Annotated in this window: 18 protein-coding genes and 1 tRNA gene; 8 read left to right on the top strand and 11 right to left on the bottom strand. The window is 33.7% G+C overall.

The window, feature by feature from the left end; translation table 11 throughout:
- Positions 1–8 precede the first annotated feature (8 nt).
- The 4 genes from J3U63_RS05870 (at position 9) to J3U63_RS05855 (ending at position 5880) form a co-directional block, all read left to right on the top strand.
- Positions 9–428 carry an META domain-containing protein gene (locus J3U63_RS05870; protein ID WP_267344128.1) on the top strand — a complete coding sequence of 140 codons (420 nt, stop codon included), beginning with the start codon at positions 9–11 and terminating at the stop codon, positions 426–428.
- A 335-nt stretch (positions 429–763) separates the two neighbouring features.
- The gene (pykF, locus tag J3U63_RS05865; protein ID WP_267370900.1) at positions 764–2176 is read left to right on the top strand and encodes a pyruvate kinase PykF; all 1413 of its coding nucleotides are present in this window, start codon (positions 764–766) and stop codon (positions 2174–2176) included.
- A gap of 110 nt (positions 2177–2286) precedes the next feature.
- Positions 2287–4344 carry a polyphosphate kinase 1 gene (gene ppk1 / locus J3U63_RS05860; RefSeq protein ID WP_267344129.1) on the top strand — a complete coding sequence of 686 codons (2058 nt, stop codon included), beginning with the start codon at positions 2287–2289 and terminating at the stop codon, positions 4342–4344.
- A gap of 66 nt (positions 4345–4410) precedes the next feature.
- Positions 4411–5880, top strand: coding sequence for an exopolyphosphatase (locus J3U63_RS05855; protein ID WP_416379550.1), 1470 nt, complete (start codon positions 4411–4413; stop codon positions 5878–5880).
- 56 nt (positions 5881–5936) lie between these two features.
- On the opposite strand, the gene J3U63_RS05850 is transcribed toward J3U63_RS05855, so the two are convergent.
- The 3 genes from J3U63_RS05850 to J3U63_RS05840 all read right to left on the bottom strand — a co-directional run bounded on the left by J3U63_RS05850 (position 5937) and on the right by J3U63_RS05840 (position 11246).
- Entirely contained in the window at positions 5937–7397 is a 1461-nt protein-coding gene (locus J3U63_RS05850) for a DASS family sodium-coupled anion symporter (RefSeq protein WP_267332825.1), read from the bottom strand.
- A 90-nt stretch (positions 7398–7487) separates the two neighbouring features.
- Positions 7488–8447 (bottom strand): FAD:protein FMN transferase, encoded by a 960-nt coding sequence (locus tag J3U63_RS05845; protein WP_267370899.1) that lies wholly within the window; start codon positions 8445–8447, stop codon positions 7488–7490.
- 27 nt (positions 8448–8474) lie between these two features.
- Positions 8475–11246 (bottom strand): flavocytochrome c, encoded by a 2772-nt coding sequence (locus J3U63_RS05840; RefSeq protein WP_267370898.1) that lies wholly within the window; start codon positions 11244–11246, stop codon positions 8475–8477.
- A 522-nt stretch (positions 11247–11768) separates the two neighbouring features.
- Here J3U63_RS05840 and J3U63_RS05835 point away from each other — a divergent pair.
- A complete protein-coding gene (locus J3U63_RS05835) occupies positions 11769–12824 on the top strand; it encodes a hypothetical protein (RefSeq protein ID WP_267344133.1) in 1056 nt (351 codons plus the stop codon).
- Between the two features lie 75 nt (positions 12825–12899).
- Here the strand turns inward: J3U63_RS05835 and J3U63_RS05830 are convergent, their stop codons facing one another.
- From J3U63_RS05830 to dnaQ, 3 genes are all read right to left on the bottom strand, one after another.
- Positions 12900–13262, bottom strand: a complete 363-nt coding sequence (locus J3U63_RS05830; RefSeq protein ID WP_267370895.1) for a YbaN family protein — start codon at positions 13260–13262, stop codon at positions 12900–12902.
- A 101-nt stretch (positions 13263–13363) separates the two neighbouring features.
- Positions 13364–13440 (bottom strand) — tRNA-Asp (locus tag J3U63_RS05825).
- Positions 13441–13555: 115 nt separating this feature from the next.
- Complete coding sequence (dnaQ, locus tag J3U63_RS05820) at positions 13556–14239, bottom strand: DNA polymerase III subunit epsilon (protein WP_416379549.1); 684 nt, start codon at positions 14237–14239, stop codon at positions 13556–13558.
- A gap of 238 nt (positions 14240–14477) precedes the next feature.
- Between dnaQ and rnhA the strand changes: the two genes are divergently transcribed.
- The 3 genes from rnhA to J3U63_RS05805 all read left to right on the top strand — a co-directional run bounded on the left by rnhA (position 14478) and on the right by J3U63_RS05805 (position 17046).
- Positions 14478–14951, top strand: coding sequence for a ribonuclease HI (gene rnhA, locus J3U63_RS05815; RefSeq protein ID WP_267370892.1), 474 nt, complete (start codon positions 14478–14480; stop codon positions 14949–14951).
- 64 nt (positions 14952–15015) lie between these two features.
- Positions 15016–15744, top strand: coding sequence for a hydroxyacylglutathione hydrolase (gene gloB / locus J3U63_RS05810; RefSeq protein ID WP_267344134.1), 729 nt, complete (start codon positions 15016–15018; stop codon positions 15742–15744).
- A gap of 42 nt (positions 15745–15786) precedes the next feature.
- A complete protein-coding gene (locus J3U63_RS05805; protein ID WP_267332817.1) occupies positions 15787–17046 on the top strand; it encodes a transglycosylase SLT domain-containing protein in 1260 nt (419 codons plus the stop codon).
- Here the strand turns inward: J3U63_RS05805 and J3U63_RS05800 are convergent.
- The 5 genes from J3U63_RS05800 to J3U63_RS05780 all read right to left on the bottom strand — a co-directional run bounded on the left by J3U63_RS05800 (position 17027) and on the right by J3U63_RS05780 (position 24193).
- On the bottom strand, positions 17027–17806 hold the full coding sequence (locus J3U63_RS05800) for an endonuclease/exonuclease/phosphatase family protein (protein ID WP_267332816.1): 780 nt from the start codon (positions 17804–17806) through the stop codon (positions 17027–17029). The genes J3U63_RS05805 and J3U63_RS05800 overlap by 20 nt on opposite strands.
- 1 nt (position 17807) lies before the next feature.
- Entirely contained in the window at positions 17808–19370 is a 1563-nt protein-coding gene (gene gshA, locus J3U63_RS05795) for a glutamate--cysteine ligase (RefSeq protein WP_267332815.1), read from the bottom strand.
- Positions 19371–19663: 293 nt separating this feature from the next.
- Entirely contained in the window at positions 19664–20182 is a 519-nt protein-coding gene (locus J3U63_RS05790) for a HugZ family protein (protein WP_267332814.1), read from the bottom strand.
- A 56-nt stretch (positions 20183–20238) separates the two neighbouring features.
- Positions 20239–21915, bottom strand: coding sequence for an ABC transporter ATP-binding protein/permease (locus J3U63_RS05785; RefSeq protein WP_267332813.1), 1677 nt, complete (start codon positions 21913–21915; stop codon positions 20239–20241).
- 82 nt (positions 21916–21997) lie between these two features.
- Positions 21998–24193, bottom strand: coding sequence for a TonB-dependent hemoglobin/transferrin/lactoferrin family receptor (locus J3U63_RS05780; RefSeq protein ID WP_267370890.1), 2196 nt, complete (start codon positions 24191–24193; stop codon positions 21998–22000).
- Positions 24194–24227 lie beyond the last annotated feature (34 nt).

Below are 24227 nucleotides of genomic sequence, written 5' to 3'. Positions count from 1 at the left end.
GAGTTGGTATGAAAAAAACGATTGGCTATATCTCTTTGCTCACAGCTTTTTTCACTTTATCTGGATGTGGGGAGTCAGGCAAAATTAAAGATACAGATTTAATGCATCATCATTTTGTGTTGATTAAAGCCAATGGTCAAGACGTTGCTTTAGATAAACAAGCCGACTTAGAATTTGGTGAAAAGATGACAATAACAGGAAAAATGTGCAACCAATTTTCTGGTCAAGTTACGTTAAAAAATGATGAAATTAAAGGTGTTGGCGTTGCTATGACAAAAATGCTTTGTAATGATGACCAACTTGATAAGTTGGATATTGTGATAGATCAACTGATTAGTAATGGCGCTAAAGTTGAATTGACAAATAATCAACTTATTTTAAAAAATAAAGATAACGAACTTATCTATCAAGTCAAAGAATGGATGTGACACAAACCCCATAGTTTACCTTAAAACACTTGAGGTATTTAATTTTACATAAGGTTTTAAGGTAACTAAGTTGTAAAAAGAGAAGACACATATCACGATAAAAAGCTTTATTTTAACAATAGTTAAGAATATAATGACCACAGTTTTTTAAGGGTCACACTTTGATGAAAATAATCAATTCTTCAAATAATTTATTTAAATTGAGTAACCATATTGCAGTTACTCATTTCCCTTTACCTATCATTCCCATCAATGTACTGACATTGATTTTTTTTTATTTAAAAACAGTTTATTTAAAATTTTAACTTCAACCTTAACAACTAGTAGATAATATTATGAAAAAGACAAAAATCGTTTGCACCATTGGTCCTAAATCTGAATCAAAAGAGATGTTAGCAAAATTATTAAAAGCAGGCATGAATGTTATGCGTTTAAACTTCTCTCATGGTGATTATGAAGAGCATGGTAATCGAATCAAAAATTTACGAGAAGTAATGCAAGAAACAGGTTTAAAAGCCGCTATCATGCTAGATACCAAAGGTCCAGAAATTCGTACCATTAAATTAGAAGGTGGCAATGATGTTTCACTTGTGGCAGGTCAAACTTTTACCTTCACAACTGATGAAACCGTCATTGGTAATGCTGAGCGTGTAGCCGTAACTTATAAAGGCTTTGCACATGACTTAAAACCAGGTAATCGCGTTTTAGTCGATGATGGCTTAATTGCGATGGATGTAAAAGAAATTAAAGGCAACGAAGTTATTTGTACTGTTTTAAACAATGGTGATTTAGGTGAAAATAAAGGAATTAATTTACCAGGCGTTTCTATTAAATTACCTGCTCTAGCAGAAAAAGACAAAAATGACCTTATTTTTGGTTGTGAACAAGGTGTTGACTTTATCGCAGCTTCTTTTATTCGTAAGCGTTCTGATGTAGAAGATATTAGAGCTCACTTAAAAACTCATGGTGGAGAAGATATTAAGATTATTTCTAAAATTGAAAACCAAGAAGGTTTAGACAATTTTGATGAAATTCTGGAAGCTTCTGACGGTATCATGGTTGCACGTGGTGACTTAGGCGTTGAAATCGCGGTTGAAGAAGTTATTTTTGCCCAAAAAATGATGATTAAAAAATGTAATAGAGCATCGAAACCTGTAATTACTGCGACACAAATGCTTGATTCAATGATCAAAAATCCTCGCCCTACTCGTGCTGAAGCGGGTGACGTGGCAAATGCAATCATTGATGGAACTGATGCGGTAATGCTATCTGGTGAAAGTGCTAAAGGTAAATATCCATTAGAAACCGTCAACGTCATGGCAACTATTTGTAAACGTACCGATGGCACGATTCCTGCTTCGTTAGAATTAACTGCTAAAGAAGAAAAATTACGTATTACAGCAGCTGTTTGTTGTGGTGCGGTTGAAATTGCAGAACGTTTAAATGTACCATTGATCGTTGTAGCAACACGTAGTGGTAAATCAGCACGTGAAGTTCGTCATTATTTCCCTAGAGCACGTATTTTAGCACTGTCTTCTAGCCAAAAAACAGTGAACCAATTAGCACTATCAAAAGGTATTGAGCCAATTTTAATTGATGCAATTAATTCTACTGATGATTTCTACCGATTAGGTAAAGAAATGGCGGTAAAAGTTTGCGGTCTACAACAAGGTGATACGATTGTAATGGTATCAGGTGCATTGGTACCAAGTGGGACAACTAATACAACTTCTGTACATCGTATTTAATCCACTTAAGGGTTATTAACTTAATTATAAAAAGCTAGCTAGATGCTAGCTTTTTTTTTATCTTAAGTTATCCTGTTATCATTAAATTAATAAATTGTAAGAGATAAAAAATGCCTGAAGAGAAAGTATATACACCTAAAGAACTGAGTTGGTTATCCTTTAATCAACGAGTCTTACAAGAAGCAGCGGATAAAAATAATCCTCTGATTGAAAGAATTCGATTTTTAGGCATATATTCGAGTAATCTTGATGAATTTTATAAAGTACAGTTTGCTAATTTAAAAAAATATGTGTTAATTGAACAAGAACAAGCCCAAACCTCATCCAATGCAAAACAACTGTTACGACAAGTTAATCAAAAAGTTATTCAATTAGAACAACAGTTCGATCAGCTCTATAATGAATTATTACTTGAAATGGCAAGAAATCAGATCTTTTTGATCAATGAAAGGCAATTAACCTCGTATCAAGAAAATTGGATAAAAAATTATTATAAACAGAATTTACGCCAGTACATTACGCCAATTTTGTTAGATAGTCATACTGAATTAATTCAGTTTTTAAAGGACGATCATGCTTACTTAGCTGTTGAGATAATTTGTGAAAATAGCATAAGCTATGCATTACTCGAATTACCGACAGACAATGTGTCACGTTTTGTCTTACTTCCGTCTGAAGTTTCAACCAAAAATAAATCAATCATATTTTTAGATAATATTCTGCGTTATTGCTTATCCGAAATTTTTAAAGTATTTTTTGATGCCAAGGAACTTAATGCTTATTCAATCAATATTAATCGTGATGCCGAGTATGAATTGAATACTGAATTAGATAGCTTACTCGAGCTCATGTCACAAGGATTAAAGCAACGTTTAACTGCCCAACCAGTAAGATTTACTTATCAAAAAGACATGCCTAAAGCACTATTTGAATTATTGATAAATAAATTACGATTAACTGAACAAGATGCAATGCCTGGTGGACGTTACCCTAATTTTAAGGATTTAGTCAAATTTCCAGATCTTGGCGTAAAAAATTTGTTGAATAAACGATTGCCAAGTCTTGCCTATAATCGATTTAAAAAGTTCAGAAATGCTTTTGCAGCTATCAAAGACCGCGATGTTCTACTCTACTACCCTTATTATTCATTTGGCCATGTACTTGAAATTATGCGTCAAGCTTCTTTTGATCCCGCTGTAACACATATTCGAATGAATATTTATCGGGTAGCGAAAGATTCTCGTTTCATTCATGCAGCAATTAATGCAGCTAATAACGGTAAGAAAGTCACTGTAGTCGTTGAGTTACAAGCGCGTTTTGATGAAGAAGCAAACATTAAATGGGCTAAGAGATTAATTAGTAGTGGAATTAAAGTTATTTATTCACAACCAAAATTAAAAATTCATGCGAAATTATTTTTAATTGATCGTAAAGAAAATGACGACATTGTTCGATATGCCCATATTGGCTCTGGTAATTTTAATGAAAGAACGGCTAGAATTTATACTGATTTTTCACTGCTCACCGCCGATCCTGCCATAACAGATGAAGTGAGAAAAGTTTTCAATTTTATTGAAAATCCATTTAAACCCGTCTCTTTCAATTATTTGCTTGTTTCGCCTCAAAACACACGTTTGCGGTTCCATGAATTTATTGAACGAGAAATCAATCATGCAAAATCAGGAAAAAATGCCGCTATTTATTTAAAACTTAATGCAATAACCGATAAAGAAATGATAGATGCACTTTATCGTGCTTCATGTGCAGGAGTCAAAATTAGGATGATCGTACGTGGAACTTGCGTTTTAGTTCCTCAAATTGCAAATCTCAGCGAAAATATCTATGTAACGAGTATTGTGGATCAGTTTTTAGAACATGCTCGGGTTTATATCTTTGAAAATGAGGGTAAAAAAGATACATTTATCTCTTCTGCTGACTGGATGCCAAGAAATCTGGATAATCGCATAGAAGTCGGCGTTAAAATTTTCGATCCTATTTTAAGATCAACTATCCATGATATTTTTAATATTCAATGTAATGATAATGTTAAAGCCCGTGTAATTGATAAAGATAATATGAATAATTATGTACAACGAGGCAATAAGAAAAAAATTAGAGCTCAACATGCAATTTATGATTATTTAAAACAATTAGAAACACATGAATAAGGAATTCAAACAGTGAATAAATTCAATGAATATGCGGTTCTTGACCTAGGATCAAATAGTTTTCATATGGTTATTGCGCGCTGTATTGATGGTGCAACTCAAATTATTTATAAAAATAAAAAAAATATTCATTTAGCAACAGGCTTAAATGATAAAAATGAGCTAAGTGAATCAAGTATCAGTCGTGGTGTGGAATGCCTTGCTTTATTTGCAGAGCGGTTAAATGGTTTTCCTGTTGAAAACGTGAGAATTGTTGCCACACATACGTTACGTATTGCTAAAAATAGACAAAAGTTTTTAACTGCAGCTGCTAAAGTTTTACCCTATCCTGTTGAAATTATCTCAGGCCAAGAAGAAGCGCGTTTGATTTATTTAGGCGCCATGAGTTCTGAATCCACCTCTGAATTTGATACTAAATTTGTTATTGATATTGGCGGAGGATCGACAGAGATCGCTATAGGTAAAGGCAATGATCTTAAACCTTCGATAGTCGCCAGTCGTCCTATGGGATGTGTTACTTACACTAAACAATTTTTTCCAAATAAGATAATTGATAAAGCTTCATTTCAACGAGCAAAACTCGCAGCAACGCAGCAAATTGAAAACATTATAAATACGATAAAAAAACAAAATATTAGTGTCGCTTTTGGTACCTCCGGTACAATTAAAAGTATATATAAAATATTACTCGATATTGGTGTTAGCGACGGAATTATCACACCAAAACGTTTGGACGACTTAGTTAGCTATGTCCTAGAATTTAAATCTTTTCAGGATATCGATTTTCCATCTCTTTCAGATGAACGAAAAAAAGTGTTTGTTAGTGGTTTAGCAATATTTAGCGGTATTTTTGATGCATTAGAATTGCAAGCATTGCACTATTGTCCTTTTGCACTACGTGAAGGTGTTTTATATGAGCTAATTGATGGACCCAATTACCGTGATATTAGAGAAACGACAGCAGAATCATTATCGCAACACTATAATATTGATGAGCGCCATGCAAAACAAATTGTAAAAACGTCCAAACATCTATTTTCGCAATGGAAAAAGCAAGCCTTGATGATTATACCAACCAATGTTGAAGCAATTTTATATTGGGCCGCGCAGTTACACGAAGTGGGATTAAAAATTAATTTCTCTTCAATTCATAAACATTCAAGCTATATACTGCAAAATAGCAATCTGCCAGGATTTAATGAAGAACAACAACTACTTTTATCAACGCTGGTACGTTACCACAGAAAGTCAATTAATATTGATGATTTACCCTATTTTAGCCTTTTTGAATATAAACATATTGTTTCATTGTTACAAATTTTAAGGCTTTCAATTTTAATTAATAATCAACGTAATAATGATCTTAATGTAGAGGCTTTTCGTTTAAAGCTTACAAAAGATAAACTAACCCATATCATCTTAGAAGTTGATCAACAATTTATTGAAAATAATAAGCTTATATTGCTTGATTTAGAACAAGAGCAAAAATATTGGAAATCAGTCAATGATTGGGATTTATCCATTGAAACGTTTTGAAAGATAAACCCTATAACTTACCGCCAGATATGACTGGCGGTCATAATATAACGTGATTAACCTAATCCAATGATCTTCCACCATAAAATACCGATGGTAAAGACAATAATTAAATTTACAACACTACATATAAAGCCCACTTTCCACCATGTTTTTACTGGCACAAAACCTTCAGCAAAGAGTAAAGGATTTCTCGCATTAGCAAATTGTGTAATTGAACCAAAGTAATTAGTACAAATCACAAGAGCAAAAATGGCAATCATTTGTGGTACGCCCAGTGCAATAGCAACTGACAGAAAAACAGGGAATAAAGCTGCAATATGTGCATTTCCACTTGCAAAAAAGTAGTGTAGATAAACATAAGCCACACATAAAATGATTATCACAAATACCCAGCTACTATCACCTAAATGACCTTTTACTGCATTACCAATGGTGTCACCTAACCATTTAGTTACACCAAGTTTATTAACTTGGCCGGCCATCATCAATAATGCAGCAAACCAAATTAAAGTATCCCATGCTGCTTTCTCTCCTTTTATATCATCCCAACTGAGAACACCGGATAAAATCAAAATAGACAAGCCGATAAATGCAGTGGTTGTTGAGTCAATACCAAAATTACTGCCAAAAATCCAAAGGCATAACAATAATATAACAGTGCAGCCCATGATAATTTCTTTTCTTGAAACCGTCCCCATTTTTTTTAGTTCTTCAACAGCCAAAGTCGGTGCTTCTGGCGTTTTTTTCAGTTCAGGGTTAGTTAAAAAATAGATAACTAATGGAATAACAACAAACGAAACTAAACAAGGTACAATCGCTGCTACAAACCATTGCCCCCAGCCTAAAGTAATACCTAGTGACGTTGTCACTAATTTAGCAGCCAACAAATTTCCTGTAAAAGCTGTTAAAAACATAGCAGAGGTGATGTCGTTAACATGGCTAATAGTTAACATCAAAAAAGTACCTATGCGGTTTCTTGATTCATCTTTTGGGTTTGAATTAAAATTAATCGCCAGCGCTTCAGCTATTGGATATATAACGCCTCCAGCTCTAGCTGTGGTACTTGGAATAGCCGGCGCTAAAGCCATATCTGTTACTGATAAACCATAAGCTAAACCAAGCGTATTTTTACCTAAAATTTTAACAAGATAGTAAGCAATGCGTCTACTCAGTCCTGTTTTAATAAATCCACGGGCAATCATAAAGGCAATAACAATAAGCCAAATTAGGCTACTATTTAATTCACTTAACGATATTTTTATCGATTCTGCCGCAGACATAGCCCCTGAAGGTCTTAATACTGCAAAAACCGTAATAGCCAATAAACCAATGGCACCAATAGGCATAATTTCAGCAACAATGCAGGCAATGGTTGCGACAAAAATAATACTTGTTCGCCACCCTTCTATACTGATACCCTGCGGGGGGGATACCAATAACCATAATATTGCTGATAGCGCAGCAATAATTATTAAAGGTAACCATTTTACTGGTGGCTTATTTATTGTATTCATGGGATTTTTCCTTTTTTAATTTTAAAATTTCATGATCTAATTCTTAACAAACATTAAATTCAACATTCAATAATCATTTCAATTAAGGCATTAACGCATTACATATTGATGATTCGTTAGTTCGAAAGCAAAATTATGGGGATTAGCTAACTTTATCGTTTTATTTTTTAATAAAAAAATTGCTGATAAATTGCGGTGTTTTTGTAAATATTCATTAGCACGCTCATAGCCTAATCCATATAAAAGCGTTGAAAATAAATCCCCTTCAAGAGACGTATCAGAAATAATTGTGATACTTTCTAATTCGTTATTCAAAGGATACCCCGTTGAAGAATCCAAAATATGATGATAGAGAGTATCTTTGTGTACAAAATAGCGTTCATATATACCTGATGTCACAACAGATTTGTTTATTACCTTCAAAAAACCGACTAATTCATCATTGTTAGAGAAAGGTTTTCTTAATCCTATATGCCAAAAACCTTCGGCATTTGCCGGTGATTGATTTAAAGCCACAACATTGCCGCCTAAATTGATAATCGCTTGATTGATTCCATTTTGTAGCAAAATGGCTTTTACAATATCGGCAATATAGCCTTTTGCGATAGCGCCCATATCGATTTCCATGCCTTTTTTTTTCAAAAAAACAGTTTGTTTTTCAACATTGAGTTCAATATCTTGTGGATCGATTAATAAGCGCTTTTCATCAATTTGTTGTTGGCTGGGTGGAAATCTGCCATTAAATCCTATTTTCCATAACTTAACTAATGGCCCAATAGCGACATTAAAACAGCTACCGGGCATTAAACTGACATCTTTAGCTTGTGCAATTAAGGAAAAAATACTATGACTCACTTTAACAGGTTGTTGACCCGCAGCCAAATTAACAGACATCACCTCAGATACAGGGCGATTAACGGTTAACTTACTTTCAAGCACTTTTATTAACTCAAATATTTTATGAGCAACGTTTTCATTAGGTTCACAAAGTATTAATGAAACCGTTGTGCCTAATAAATTTTGCACATATTCATAGCTTGAATTAACCATGCTAAATATACCCTAAGTATAAAACAATCACTGATGAATATAATCTGTTGCTATTTTTCCAGCTTGCATACCAAATATGATAATATCAGCAACAGCATTACCACCTATTCGATTCGCTCCGTGTACGCCACCAACAACCTCACCAGCAGCAAATACACCTTTTATAACGTGATGTTCGACATCTAATACTTGTGTTTGGGTATTTATCGTTACGCCCCCCATAGTATGATGCACACCGGGTGCGATTTTTATTGCATAAAATGGCGCAGTATTAATAGGATGACGCATACCCGTTGTTCGTCCAAAATCTTCATCGTGTTGATTTGAAACAAATTGATTATAACGTTCTATGGTTTTAGTTAATGAATCAACATTAATTGATAATTTTTGCGCTAATTCATTAATGCTGCTAGCTTGAATAACCAAATCATGCGATATGTATTCTTCAACAGACTTGTTTTCATCACGCACTTTTTGATCAAATAAAATATAAGCATAGTGTTGAGGCAAATTGATGATCTCGGCAGACACTTTATCTCGCGTATCCAATTCATTAACAAAACGCTCACCATTTTGTGATACTAAAATTGCACCGCCACCTCGAATAGATTCCGAAATGAGATACGATGTTGTTTGTTCAACAGTTGGATGAATTTGAATTTCTTTCATATCCACTGTCCCTGCACCAAGTTTTTCTAAAATCATAATACCTGAACCGGTAGCACCTTTATGGTTCGTTGTCACAAATCCTTTAAGATCTGGACGATATTTTTCGACCATTTCACGATTTGCACTAAATCCACCCGTTGCAATTATCACCGCTTTAGCTTTTATGGTTTGAATAGTTCCATCGTCATCAACCGCTTTAATACCCATCACTTTATTATTTTCGGTAATAATTTCAGTTACATTCGTGTCTAATAAAACTTCAATGCCTCGTTTGTTAATGTTCTTAACTAAACCACTAATCAAAAATCCCCCTACAGCAGCCCCACTTTCAGGTCGATGGGTACGATCAACACTCATGCCACCAGTTGTTGTAATACCACTAAGTTCAATACCATTATCATCCAACCAATCAATAGCCTCAGGTGCATTTTCAACAAAATAACGCAATAATTCTGGATTATTTTTGTTTTTACCGCCAATCAACGTCTCTTTATAAAAAAGTTCTTTACTATCGACAATACCTTTTAGTTTTTGGAACTTAGTTTCTGCTGCATTCATTCCGGCTGAGGCTTTATTGGTATTACCACCAATAACAGACATTTTTTCAACAATCACAACATTTGCGCCTAAATCATGAGCTCGAATAGCTGCTGCAAGTCCCGCTCCACCACTACCAACGACAACAATATCATAAGCTTTATCATTTGGATCACCGCCTTCAGCCACTATCGCAGCTTTATTTGATTTAGCCATAGCTTTGGTTACCGCTTTTTTAAATGCTTCACATTGCGATGTTGCGCCAGAAATAGCATCGACAAAAGGACTATTGGCTTCAATGATGCGATGTTTAATTTCGGAAAAATGAGTTATAACTTCATTATCAAATTCATTAGCATTAACTAATTGCATGTCTTTGATAAAATCTTTGGCCAATTCTACATTAATGACAAATTCATATGATTCATCGTTCACTTTCTCTTGGTAATCACCTGGTTTAAATTTTTTTACACTTAAATTAACATCTCGAATTAAACTTTCAACCAAAGAGAAATGCCATAAAGGTTCTGGAATTTTAAGGGCTTCTCGCTTATCACTGTTGATAACTAGCTCAAGTTTTTCACCTTTTTCAATTCTGCTTATCCAATCAGGATATGCAATACAAGCTCGTCCAACTGCAACTAAATCATAACCGTTTTCTAACGCGGCATCGATATCGGTTTGATTTACTACGTTTCCCACACCTACAACAGGAATTTTTGCTAATGTTTCAGAACGCATTGCAACATATTTTCGAATTAATGGCGTAGGATCTTGGGTATCGACAATAGACGGTCTAAGAATTGCTCCCATTGAAAAATGAATGTAATCCAATCCTTTTTCAGCCAATTTCTCAAGTAGATACATCGTGTCATCAAAACGAATGCCAGGAACTTCTAATTCTTCAGGTGAAAAACGATAACCAATAATGAAATTAGAATTTGCGTATTGTTTAACCATGCTATGAGTAATATCTAAAATGGCTAAAGGAAATCTAGTTCGGTTATCACGGCTTCCACCCCATTTATCATTTCGTTGATTCGAATTAGGTGAATAAAACTGTTGTATCAAATAAGTATTGGCACCATGGATTTCGACACCATCAAATCCAGCCTGAATAGCACGCCGCACGGCTTGACCAAACTTATCAATCATATGCTCAACTTCATCACTCGTTAATTCAATTGGAGTTGCGGCACCGGGTCTTGGCGCTGCAATAGCACTCGGACCGACAGGTAGCTGGCCACCGATTAATTTAGGTTCAACCATTCGACCGCCATGATAAACCTGTATAATAGCTTTCGATCCTTTAGATTTGATCGCCTCAGCTATTTTAGCTAATCCTTCAATTTTATCGTCACTATCTAAACCAATTGCACCTGGGAAAGCCAAACCTTTATCATCAACAAAACCACATTCAACAATAATAGTGCCAATATCACCCGCTCTAACTTGATAATATTCAATTAAATCATGCGTTACCGATCCTTCATGAAAACCTGAACAAGTAGTCATTGGTGCCATCATTATGCGATTTTTTAATTCAACCCCATTGGGCAAAATAAAAGGTTTAAAAGTATTTTCGTTTCTCATCGTTAGTTACCTAATAATTACTTAAATTGATTTGTTACTGGTAATAATATCATTACTGATAACTGTTCTCCAATTACAATGGTCTGATCAGTTATGTCAGTATCATTTTTTCGACAAAAATTATTCAATTTTATTAATAGCTTATAAGATCTTATTATTCAGAATAATTAGAAATTGCTTTTTTTGACAGTTAAATAGTTATAGTAGTGTATATAATTTAATTACTTGTCTCAAAAAAAACACTATAACTATTTCATTTACTTAGATATTTTTTCTTGTTTTTGGCTTGTGCTTTATTTTAATTCAGCTACAATGCCAAGCAACTCATATAAAAAGGAATGTATAAATGTTAGTGGTCCAGATACCCAAACAGAACGAAAAACTAAATCTTCATTCTTTTTTAATTACAATTATTAATCCTCCTTTATGGAGGATTTTTTATTTTAAGCATCTCTTAAATTTATTTTCCTCAACCATTATAAACCAAATTGATTTTAAGAACACACATAAATAGGAGCTGATATGACCGCCTTAATCCCTTTTTATAATCCGAACATCAGTTATGAAGATAATTATGCTCAAGGACCTTTTGGACTTTTTGCCGAATTGGACAAAGCAGAACACGTGCCGACTAAACAAACTAAATTCTTAAATGTTAATGTTAACCTACCTTTCGGTCAGCCTGCTGGACCTTTATTAAATGCCAATTATATTAAAGCTGCTTTTGCTTATGGATTCGATTTATGTGTATATAAAACAGTTAGAACAAAATTCCATAAATGCCATCCTTTACCAAATGTTTTATCAGTTCATCCTACAGGAAAATTATCAAGTAATCTTGATACTGTTTTAGCTGATACTAATTATCAACAACCTTTATCGATTACTAACTCCTTTGGCGTGCCCTCTTTTGCGCCAGATATTTGGCAGCCTGACATGGCTGATGCGGTAAATTCAGCGGGACAGGGTCAATGCGTTATTGGTAGTTTTCAAGGTACACAAGGTCAAGGTGAAATTGAAAAAGATTATGCTTTAGCTGCAAAATTAGTAAGAGAAACCAATGCACCAATACTCGAAGCAAACTTGAGTTGCCCAAATGAAGGGGCAAGTAAATTACTGTGTTTTGATGTTGATAAAGTTGAACGTATCGTTAATGAAATTAAAACAGCAGTACCAGATCGCCCACTTATCTTAAAACTAGCTTATTTTCCTGATGATGAAAGAATTGTTTCTTTATTAACGCGTGTTGGTTCTATTATCGACGGTTTAAGTACAATTAACACGTTATCCGCTAAACCAGTTGATGCCAAAGGTCATCCGGCTTTAGGTGATAATCGAAAAGAAGGAGGAATCTGTGGTGATGCAATTCGTTGGGCGGGTTTAGATATGGTGAGTCGTTTAGCTAAATATCGTAAACAGATGGATTTAAAATTTAGCATCATTGGCGTTGGTGGGGTTAGCAATAGTGAACATTATAATGAGTTGTTAAACGTTGGAGCTGATGCAGTAATGAGTGCTACTGGTGCTATGTGGAATCCTTTGTTAGCAATCGAAATTAAAAAGAGTCTGCAAAAATAACCATTAACTTGCATATTGTTACAGGGTAACTTGCCCTGTAATTTATTTGCTTGTTATAAACACTCCGCTTAGCTATTACTGCTTATTAAAATAATAATAACCAAAAACAAGGTGAGCTAAAAAGACTACCGCTAAGATAATTCTAACATGTAATGAATTAAAAATAATAAATGGAATTAGCAAAACAATAAACACCATTATTGACATTTTTAGCAGGCTTGATTTAGTAACTTGTTTTTCAATTAGCATCTTCTGGATATAAATCTGATAATAACGACTTTTGGTAAAATAGTGATAAAGACGATCAGAGCTATTAAGCCATAAATAGGCAGTTAATAAATAAAAAGGTACTGTTGGTAGAAGAGGAACAAAAATTCCAACTGTCCCTAATGTAAAAGCCATGCCGCCACCGATGATAAATAACCATTTTTTTAACATGAGAATATAGCTCTATTTCGACTAAATATTGATTAATAGAATGGATACTAAGTAGATATAGTATAATTAGGTAACAAATAAGGACCAAAACAAGATTGAATTGGCGGAACGGACGGGGCTCGAACCCGCGACCCCCTGCGTGACAGGCAGGTATTCTAACCAACTGAACTACCGCTCCGCTTTTTAGCTGTTTTTAATGCAACAACATTAAAGTAGGCGTGATGTTAAAGATAAATTTCATTTTCGTCAATAATAATTTGCAAATTAATGTTTAATTGCATATAAAACCATCATTATTGTGAGTTCCATAACGCCCCACCACTTTTTTTGTCAATTTTTTCTAAAATAGCTTTATGTTGGCCAAGTTCATCATCAGACGCTTTGATTACTTTTAAACGATTACCATTACGATCTATTTTCTTAACAGCATTAGCATCAGTGGAAGATGAAAGATGATCATCGTTACTAAATGACAAGGTTGTTTGCCCCCCTGTCATTGCAAGATAGACTTCTGCTAAGATCTCGGCATCAAGTAAAGCGCCGTGCAGTGTTCGGTGAGAATTATCAATCTGATAACGTTCACAAAGCACATCTAAATTATTACGTTTTCCCGGAAACAAGCGTCTTGCCATTGCTAAGGTATCGGTAATAATACAGTGATCTGCTGTTTTGAAATTTAAGCCACAAAGGCGAAATTCGTAATCCATAAAGCCGACATCAAACGAAGCATTATGAATAACTAACTCAGCACCATCTATAAACTTGATAAAATCATGAGCAATATTTTTAAAAATAGGTTTGTCTTTTACAAATTCATCACTAATACCATGAACTTTAAAGGCTTCTTCATCGATTAAACGTTCGGGATTAATATAGACATGAAAATGATTTCCTGTTAATCGTCGATTAACAATTTCAACAGCACCAATTTCAATAATCTTATGTCCTTCATAATGATTATTGCCTTCTTGATTCATACCAGTGGTTTCTGTATCTAATACAATTTGGCGATTACAATTGGTTATCACGTTATTCTCTTTTTGTTTATCAATAATTGGGGAATGATCAAAATAATGGTATAGTTTAGCACTAAACGCTTCTAATGTTGAGACCCAATAGTATAGAGGGTTAACTCATTTATAGTAACAAACACTCGTTTTGGTTTTATCTTTAGCAGATAGCTAACAATTAATATCATTTTAAAAGATTATTAACATGCTCAAACAAATAGAAATTTATACTGATGGTTCTTGCTTAGGCAATCCCGGTCCTGGTGGTTATGCCGCGATATTAAAATATAAACAAACAGAAAAAATCTTATCAAAAGGTTTTTATAAAACAACAAATAACCGTATGGAATTACTTGCAGCAATTGTTGCTTTAGAAGAGATAAAACAACCTTGTTTAATTGAATTATTTTCCGATAGTCAATATTTGCGTAATGGCATTTTAAACTGGATCCATGCTTGGAAAAAAAACGGTTGGAAAACAGCTAATAAAAAACCAGTAAAAAATGCCGATCTTTGGACTCGACTAGATTCACTAGTACAAACGCATAAAATTGAATGGATTTGGGTAAAAGGACATGCTGGACATATTGAAAATGAACGTTGTGATGTCATTGCAAAAAGTATGGCTGAAAATCCAACTATGCATGACACGCTATTTGAACAATCTGCAGTTGACTAAGTGTTAATTCAATAAAAATAGCGTGATAATATTTAATAAATTTTGTTGAAAGGAGTTAGGTCATATGTTTCAATTGCATATTATTCCGGCATTAGCAGATAACTATATTTGGTTGCTCGAAAATGCCCATAGGCAAGTGATTATCGTTGATCCTGGTGATGGCAAACCTGTTATTAACTATCTAAACCAGCACCAACTCTCCCCCCTTGCAATTTTACTTACTCATCACCATATTGATCACCTTGGTGGTGTTAAATTACTGCAAGATTACTATACTGATATAGCCATTTATGGGCCAAGTGAAATTAATCTACCTTTAATATCACTATCTAATCAGCACACAATTACCATTGCTGATTTTAAATTTGATATATTAAAAGTACCAGGCCATACTTTAGGACATTTAGCCTATTACTGTGCGCCCTATCTTTTTTGTGGTGATACGTTGTTTTCGGCCGGATGTGGACGAGTTTTCGAGCAGCACTACCAGCAAATGTTAGATTCACTCAATAAATTAAAAAAGTTACCGGATAACACATTAATTTGTGCAGGTCATGAGTACACTTTATCGAATTTAAAATTTGCTACACACATGGTACCGGAAGACAAAAATATTACGCAATATTTAAATTATATTTCAAATAAAACAATAACTTTACCTTCAACGTTGTTGAATGAAAGACAAATTAATTTATTTTTGAGATGTAATGAAAAAAACTTACAAAGTAAATTCAATTTTAACAATGAGTTAGAATTGTTTACTTTTTTTAGGAGCCAAAAAGACAATTTTTAGGTATAATACTCAACTTAAATTCATGTTAAATCTTGTAAACTAATGAAAAAGTTAATAATTTTTACTGTGTTATGTTCTTTTTTAGGTGCATGTCAAAATCACGGAGCTCGCTATAATAGCACTTATAAAAAGCACAACTCTAAATCAATAATGACAACGAGTATCAAAAGTGGTGGTGTAAATTACTCATCAGTGACTCAAAATCCTTGGCAATTTATGTTAGCGCAAATCAATGTTAATGTGCCAGAGAATAGTCGAATTAAAGCTGAAAGAGAACGTTTATTACGTGATCCTCAAGGATTTGAAACTATCGCACTACGTTCTGAACCTTATGTATACTATATTATCAACCAATTACGTAAAAATAATTTACCGGTTGAGTTGGCATTAATTCCTTTAATTGAAAGTTCATACGATCCGATGGCAACCTCCTCTGCTCAAGCTGCGGGATTGTGGCAATTTGTGCCAATTACAGCCAAAGAATATGGATTAAAGCAAAGCAATTACTTTGATGGTCGCCGTGATTTGATTGCATCAACTAATTCAGCTATATCACTATTACAAAACCTTAATAGCAAATTTAATGGTGATTGGTTATTAACTCTTGCTGCTTATAATGCGGGTGAAGGTCGAGTTAGAAAAGCAATAGAAAAAAATCAAGCTAAAGGTTTACCAATCAATTATTGGTCTTTAGATTTACCTAGTGAAACCATGCACTATGTACCTAAGATTTTAGCCATCATTGATATTGTAAAAAATAATCAACAATATGGTATTAAATTACCCGATTGTAATTATGAAAATTCTTTAGTTCGAATCGATATGTCTAAAAATATCTCATTGGCTAAAATTGCCCAATATACTGGGTTATCACTCAATGATTTAATGACATATAATGCAGGGTATGTACAACAAACAGTAAATGGTCCTTTCCATCTGCTAGTTCCTTATGTTCATGCTGAAGATTTATTTAAAAAATTACAAGCAGAGAATCTGGTTGCTAATGAAATAACTGAACTATTACAAGACGTACCGCATGCTACAATGCCATTTGAAGTGAAATCGTCAACGATTAAGTATAGTTCAACAAATAATAAAACGGTTAATTCTATTTTAGGTAAAAATGGTAATAGCAGTAAAAAAATTACCTATCTTGTTAAAGCAGGTGATAACCTTTACTCTATCGCACAAAACTATCGTGTAAAAATTACCGATATACTTGAGTGGAATAAGTTAAAAAATTCGCGTGTAAAAGAAGGCGATATTTTAACTATCAACCTTGCTAATGCAAACCCAATCTAAAATTCACTAATAGAGGATTATGATCGGATGCCGTTGTACTAATAATTTCAGCCGCATCAAGTTGTAATCCTCGATAAAAGATAAAATCTAACGGTCTACCCATAAATGTTTTTCGAATATCGACAGAAAAATTGACCGGTTTCAATCCTATAGAACGAATCAGATGATATAAAAGATTTAAACGTTGACGACTCCACGCATTAAAATCCCCAGCCAAAATGACCGGTCCATGATGTTCTTTAATACGATTTAACAATATGAACATTTGTTGGCGATAAACTTTTACCCCCAAACTAAAATTAATAGCATGTATATTGGCGACTAATAATTGCTCTAAAGAGTGCTCAATCGGGTAATAGGTAATTAATGCTGACTTAGGTACTCTAATTAGTGGCTCTCTCTCTTTAAAAGATAATAAGGCAGTAGGTAAACTATCAGTTATGGTCATAACGCCTGCATAGATATCATTTAAACAATAAGCCGGAACATGATCAGCTATTTTATTATGCTTTGCAATAAAGTTTAATAATTGTGGTGTGGTTTGGGCCTCTTGTAATAAGATTATTTTGGTACTTTTTGCATATTGCTCCAAAATTTGAATACAATCCGCCCTTTTTTGCTTGAAAATATTCCAAACTAAAACTGAAAAAGAGTTTTGGTCAATTAAAGGTTGATTTACGATGATATGATGATTAGGTAAAATCAATTCAACATCATTATTTCCTTGATATCTTAATGTATAATCACGATTTTTAAACATACTAAACGGTCATTTTTTGTTTCAAATAATCATCAAATGATAATGTATCACTTTGCTCTTTCTTTTGCTGTTTTTCAATAGATAAAATACGTTGCTGAACAAAATCACCATCGGTTAATAACGATAGTGGTTCGGTAATAAGTTGTTTTTTATATTGAGTTGCAAGTACTAAACCAAATTCAGACGTACCTAAATCACTAATAGCCTGTAATGTTCTTGCTGAAAGTGTTAGCTCTGGCTGATCAAACATCAATTCTAATCGTTCACAAACTTTACGATATTGCTGTTGATCATCTTTATGATCTAAAACATCAGCAACACGCAGTAAGTCTTTAAATAAATCATGACCAACTTTAGAAAGCGGCTCATGATAACTATCACAACCTATACCAATTTCAAGCCCAGGTTTACGCCCTTCTATGACAACACGATTCCAGTTTAATTTTGCACATTCAAGCTCTTGGCTACTCATTTCGGGTGCGGGTGCTAAGGCACACCATATTAAAAATAGATCAATAAAACGAATTTGCTCCTCAGTAATACCAATCGGTGAGAATGGGTTTACATCTAAGGCTCTAACTTCAATGTATTCTATTCCACCACGTAATAAAGCATCTGATGGGGTTTCACCAGCCCTAGGCACGCGTTTTGGTCGAATTGGCGCATAGAATTCATTCTCTATCTGTAATACATGATCATTTAATTGACGGTAGTGACCGTCAACTTTGATACCTAATTTTGCAAATTCTGGGGATTTAGTTTGCGTTGCTCGTTTTAATCCTTCGGCATAAGTCTCAAGATGATTAAAAGTAATACCTAATTGTTTTTGAGCATTATTGGTATAGCCTATATCACTTAATCTTAATGAGGTCGCATAAGGTAAATAGCAATTACCATTGGTTTGTTCAATAAACGCTTTGGCTTTTTGGGGATCTTGAATGAAAGAAGAACACATAGAGGGTGATGCACCAAACAAAAAAGGAATGACCCAACCAAAACGATAATAATTACGAATTAATCTAAAATAGCCTTCAGAAATGACCGCTTTACCTTCTTCACTATTTTTAACACCATCACGAGCTTGCCAAAAAGCCATTGGTAATGAAAAATTATAATGCACGCCAGATATGGTTTGCATCATCGCGCCATAGCGATTTTTTAAACCTTCTCGATATGTTGTTTTGAAGCGTCCTTCATTTGATTTACCATATTGCGCTAAAATAATGTCATCTTCATTTGCGACAAAGCACGGCATGCTTAAAGGCCACATCATTTCATCACCAATATTGACACTAGCGTAACGATGTAAATCACGTAAAAACGTTAGCATATAATCGATGTTGGTATTAACTGGCGTAATAAATTCCAACATCGATTCGGCAAAATCTGTTGTGATCCATGGATGAGTTAAAGCAGCTCCAATTTTATTAGGAAACGGGGTCTTAGATAATGTACCATCAGGTAAAATACGCAATGTTTCACGTTCAACACCACGTTGAATACCTTGTAAAATAGTATAATGCTTTTCTAACCAGTTGAGTGCTTTAGAAACATCAGGAATCATAGTTTAGTGCTTCCTTAATCATATTTTTTATTAATATCATATTAACACAATTTGCCTTATGCTAAATGCAATTTTGATATTATTAAAATCATTAAATAAGTTTTTATAGAGTTAGTCGGCAAAAATGGTAACATTGATTGAACAAAGTGCCGATTCCAATAATCAAACTGATAATGTAAAGATGTTGATAGATAGAAAATAAAATGCAACGTTATTATTTGTTTATAAATTGAGTAGACTTTATTAGCCTACTCAATTTTAACTATTTTTAAAACTGAACCCTGATTTTACTTTTATTGTTGTGCTTTTTGATTAGCAAGATAGCTTTCATCAACTGGCGTTATCGCTTTGGTTTGATGATCGTAAATAAATGTTCGACCAAAACCAATTACAACGCGACCCACTGTTGGTGTGATTTTGTATAAATTGAAATCATTCATTTCAGCCAACATATAAACCATTTTACTGACTCGCTTAGCCAAATTATCAATAATGTGTTCAAACACATCTGAACTTCTTTCTATGATCTTAGCTGTCGCTTGTGATGTTATACGCCTACGAGCATAAATGTTTTTAGTGTTTGTTTCATCCTCAATAATTAAAAACGATAGGTTAGGATTTGTTTTAATATTTTGACTATGAGGCGCCAAATTAGAGATCAGAATATAGTAATCATTCCCATCAAAAAAGTAAGGTGAATAGCTAGTTTCAATACCAGTATCTTTATTTATTGTTGATAATATCAAGGTTAAAACTGACTCATGCAAACTATTTAAAGTATTATGTACAAGATCATTTGTGGACTCAGCCATAGAAAAACTCCTTTTTTATTTTAATTTAATCTTCAAATTATGTTTACTGTCATGTGTTATAAAATCAATTGATAACAATTGGTAAAATAATTTGAGACATCTGTATGTGAAATAATAATAAAGCTACTTGAGGGTAACTTACGTTGTAATAATTGTAATAGTTGTTGTTCTGATTTTTTATCGAGGGCATTGGTTGTTTCGTCCATAAATATCCAATCAGGTTTTTGCATCAATATTCTGGCGATTACTAAGCGCTGCTTTTCACCACCAGATAGTTTGTTAAAATCACAATCAAGTAATTGATTTTCGATATTTTCTGACGAAAAACCAACTACTAATAAAAGTGCTTTAATATGTGTTAAATTTTTTTCGAGTAAAGGCTCGGGATAGCTAACTGCATGCGCTAATCCACCTATTGGAAAGTAAGGTGTCTGAGATAAAAAGAGTATTTTTGATGCGGGTAATTGCACTGTTCCTTCATAATAAGGATAAATGCCAGATAATATTTTTAACAGTGTCGATTTTCCCACTCCAGATACGCCAGACAAAATTACCGATTCACCTTGGTTTAGCTGAAATGTTGGGCATTTAAGTAAAACTTTGCCCTGCGGAGTTTTTATGATCAAATTGTTAATTTGCAGAGTATTTATCGTATCTTCAGGTTGATCGGATTGACGATGTATTTCCGTAACAGATTGTGTATATTTGACAAATTGACACAACCGGTGACTACAAGCAATCAGTTCAGCCAATTTATTATAATTAAAAATAAACCAAGATAAATTAACCACAACATTACTAAAAGTTTTGCTAATTTGCATCAATGAACCTAAACTGACTTTGCCAATCAAATAAATCGGTAATGCAAAAAAAGTGGGAATTTGAAGTACAGTCAAATTATAAGGTCTTGTGAAACAACCTAATCGTAATTGACGCTTAATTAATTGATACCAATTGTTTTTTATTTCATCGAAATACTGATTTAAAATTTGCTTTTCAACATTTTCACCTTTTAATAAAACAATAGGCTCTTTCGATTCTCGAAACCGCGTTAAAGCAAAACGATAATTTGCTTCTTTATGTTGTTGTTCAACTAAGAGTTTTTTTAAAGGTCTTCCTAACCAATGGGCAAGGCATGAGCAAAATAATACATACAACGGCGCTAACCAAATCAGATAATGAGAAATACTGATATTGATACCGCAAATACTAAAAGCTAATACAAAACTGTCGGTAATTTGCCATAACAAGACAAAATAAGAAAAAAGTCCTATTAACTGTGTAATAAATGAAAACCCTTCATTGGTTAATTTCTCAACAAATAACTGACAATCTTCAGCTATCCTTTGATCTGGATTATCAATTTTTTGTTGTTTGTTATTAAGATACCAATAAGCTCTATTATCAATCCAATAATCTAAAATCTTATTATTAAGTGTATTACGCCAAGTAATAGTCAAAACTTTTTTTAAATAATCAGCAATAAGATAAGTCATCGCCCCTAAAAAAGTTAATAAAATAAAAACCATTATTTGATTTAAAACACCCTGCATATCATACTTTTCTAATGCATTATAGAAGTTTTTATTCCAACCTATCATTTCGAGGCTGATTTTTATTAGAATAATATTCAAGCTAATGACAATAAATGCATAACCAAATCCCAACTTACCTTGTTTTGTATTGCAACATAACTTAATGAGCAAAAAAATATTTTTTAAGGTTTGCAACATCTTTACTCTCTATACTGCCTATTACTCATCAATATGATCAATTCTTTAAACAAAAATTGATCATTAATTAGATTTAAATTTTTTAGAAACTAACCGCTATATCAAAACCAAATGTTCGTCCCGGTGCGGTTTGCAATTCCAATGGATTGGTTGCTTTCACATTATCTTTCGGATCTTTATAATAAGTACTGAACATAGGCCATTTAAAATAACGTTTATCGAAAATATTTAAGACTGAGGCTCTTAACGTGATATGTTGATTAGGATGCCAATTAAAATAGGCATCATAAATGGCATACCCTTGAGGTTTAAATACGTCGCCTGCTGTCTCGTCATCTTTTGATACATGGCTAACCGCTTTAGAAAACGAACTCACAATCTCACTATCTAAGTTAAGGTCGGGTTGATGCCATTTAATGCCAAGATTACCTTGTAAAGGCATCGCTTCGTTAAAGTAAGATTTTTTCTCGCCAGGTGAAGATTGCTTTTTACCATACTGGTATGAGGCCGAAGTGTTCAAAGACCAATTCTCTAGAAAATGCCACTCAGCAGATGACTCTATCCCCCACATATTAACGTTAGATAAATTTTTGTAGGTATAATCTTTAGGCCCAACCTGAATAAAGTTTTTAATATAATTACTATAATTGGCTTTAAATAGACCAAAACTAAACCAGCCTTCTAAAAAATCACCGCGTAACCCCGTCTCATACGATTTTACTTTTTCGGGTTTTAAATTAGGATTAGGAATCAAATTCATTGAAGCCGAAGGTAATGAGGTATATAGCTGTTGCGCCGTTGGCATTTTAAAACCTTCGGCATAACGTGCATAAATTGAATATTGATCAGTAAGGGAAAAAAGTGTACCGAGTTGTGGGATTAAACGATGTGAAGTCAATTTACGAGGCTCTTTGTCTTTAATCACCACATAGTAATCATCAATATTGGGTTTGATTTCATAAGTGGCATAACGTAACCCTGGTTTGATTTTAAAGCGCTCTGTAATTAAATGAAATTCATCTTGAAGATAGATGTCTGCTCGACGAGTTTTTGCATTGGCAAAGTTAAATCCGCCACCAATTGTTTTTACACCATTTTTAGTGCTCTCATTACGATAATGGCTACGGGTTATATCACCTTGAAAACCATATACTAAATCATGCGCTGTATCTAAAAAATCAAAGCTAGAATTTAATTGTAAATCAAACTGTAAAAACTTCTCTTTATAATCATTAGTAGTATAAGTATAGATAGGTTTATTTTTCTTATCTCTCTGTTCACGGTGAGATTTTAAATATCGCTCTTGGGGTGAATAAGAAATCACTGTTTTTATTTGATCAACAAAATTTACCGAAGGTGACCACGTATCATCAATGGCATAATGTTTTCGTGTTTGTATTTGAGTGCGCTTATAGTCGCCATTAAAGGTTCCCGAAGATTGCAAACCATAATCATACAGCTGTTTTACATAAGAGTTTGAACGAAAATGTTCAAAAGTTAATTTTGTTTCGCGGTTATCATTATGGAAAACCAACTTAGATAACAGGTTTTCTGCTTTAGCATCTAATGGATTAAGTTTATTACATCCGATGGCTTCATCCCCTCTTGGGCACCCCCAAATTCCCCCATTAGCTTTAGCTTTTCTTAACTTAGCTTCTTGATAATCACGCCGACTAAAACTTAGTAAAGCTTCTAAATTTGGCATTAATTCGAAAGCAAGCATACCCGTTTTAGTATTTTGTTTATTTAAACTATCATAAGCACCATTAATTTGCACTGCATAAGGCTTATTCTGCAATAAATCACTTGGATCTAATGTTTTAAAGGCAACCACACCGCCCAGTGCGTCCGCTCCCCATAATACAGAGCCCGGACCACGAACAATTTCAACCGCTTTTATTGTTGATAAATCGATAAAATTACGGTTGCCATCTTGTAACCCTTCTATGACTCTCGCACCATCAACTTGCATTTGTATGCGGTTACCTGTCATTCCTCGTATTCTAATTCCACCTAAATTACCAAAAGGATCAGTCCCCGAGGTTTGTCTGCTAACAGTAACGCCGGGAAGATAGCGAACTACATCTTCCATTGTTGACATTTGATGATCTTCGATATTTTTTTTATTAATCACATCAACCGTTTCGGGAATGGCCAATTTTGCTTTCTTTTGTCGACTAGCGGTTACCGTAATGGTATCTAAATCATCATTTTCAGCATAAACCTGAAATGTCATTGAAGCAGCCAGAATAGTTAACAATACTTTATTTACTTTCATCCTGTTTTAAAAACCCTATCCATATGAACTATAT

The organism is Gilliamella sp. B2838, assembly GCF_026536185.1.
Lineage (GTDB): Bacteria > Pseudomonadota > Gammaproteobacteria > Enterobacterales > Orbaceae > Gilliamella.
Note: the sequence above shows the minus strand (reverse complement) of the source record. Positions and strands in the feature narration are given on the sequence as shown.

Excerpts from the sequence above, each read along its gene's own strand:
- J3U63_RS05870 (WP_267344128.1), top strand. The coding sequence starts at position 9 with ATGAAAAAAACGATTGGCTATATCTCTTTGCTCACAGCTTTTTTCACT.
- pykF (WP_267370900.1), top strand. The coding sequence starts at position 764 with ATGAAAAAGACAAAAATCGTTTGCACCATTGGTCCTAAATCTGAATCA.
- ppk1 (WP_267344129.1), top strand. The coding sequence starts at position 2,287 with ATGCCTGAAGAGAAAGTATATACACCTAAAGAACTGAGTTGGTTATCC.
- J3U63_RS05855 (WP_416379550.1), top strand. The coding sequence starts at position 4,411 with ATGGTTATTGCGCGCTGTATTGATGGTGCAACTCAAATTATTTATAAA.
- J3U63_RS05850 (WP_267332825.1), bottom strand. The coding sequence starts at position 7,397 with ATGAATACAATAAATAAGCCACCAGTAAAATGGTTACCTTTAATAATT.
- J3U63_RS05845 (WP_267370899.1), bottom strand. The coding sequence starts at position 8,447 with ATGGTTAATTCAAGCTATGAATATGTGCAAAATTTATTAGGCACAACG.
- J3U63_RS05840 (WP_267370898.1), bottom strand. The coding sequence starts at position 11,246 with ATGAGAAACGAAAATACTTTTAAACCTTTTATTTTGCCCAATGGGGTT.
- J3U63_RS05835 (WP_267344133.1), top strand. The coding sequence starts at position 11,769 with ATGACCGCCTTAATCCCTTTTTATAATCCGAACATCAGTTATGAAGAT.
- J3U63_RS05830 (WP_267370895.1), bottom strand. The coding sequence starts at position 13,262 with ATGTTAAAAAAATGGTTATTTATCATCGGTGGCGGCATGGCTTTTACA.
- dnaQ (WP_416379549.1), bottom strand. The coding sequence starts at position 14,239 with ATGAATCAAGAAGGCAATAATCATTATGAAGGACATAAGATTATTGAA.
- rnhA (WP_267370892.1), top strand. The coding sequence starts at position 14,478 with ATGCTCAAACAAATAGAAATTTATACTGATGGTTCTTGCTTAGGCAAT.
- gloB (WP_267344134.1), top strand. The coding sequence starts at position 15,016 with ATGTTTCAATTGCATATTATTCCGGCATTAGCAGATAACTATATTTGG.
- J3U63_RS05805 (WP_267332817.1), top strand. The coding sequence starts at position 15,787 with ATGAAAAAGTTAATAATTTTTACTGTGTTATGTTCTTTTTTAGGTGCA.
- J3U63_RS05800 (WP_267332816.1), bottom strand. The coding sequence starts at position 17,806 with ATGTTTAAAAATCGTGATTATACATTAAGATATCAAGGAAATAATGAT.
- gshA (WP_267332815.1), bottom strand. The coding sequence starts at position 19,370 with ATGATTCCTGATGTTTCTAAAGCACTCAACTGGTTAGAAAAGCATTAT.
- J3U63_RS05790 (WP_267332814.1), bottom strand. The coding sequence starts at position 20,182 with ATGGCTGAGTCCACAAATGATCTTGTACATAATACTTTAAATAGTTTG.
- J3U63_RS05785 (WP_267332813.1), bottom strand. The coding sequence starts at position 21,915 with ATGTTGCAAACCTTAAAAAATATTTTTTTGCTCATTAAGTTATGTTGC.
- J3U63_RS05780 (WP_267370890.1), bottom strand. The coding sequence starts at position 24,193 with ATGAAAGTAAATAAAGTATTGTTAACTATTCTGGCTGCTTCAATGACA.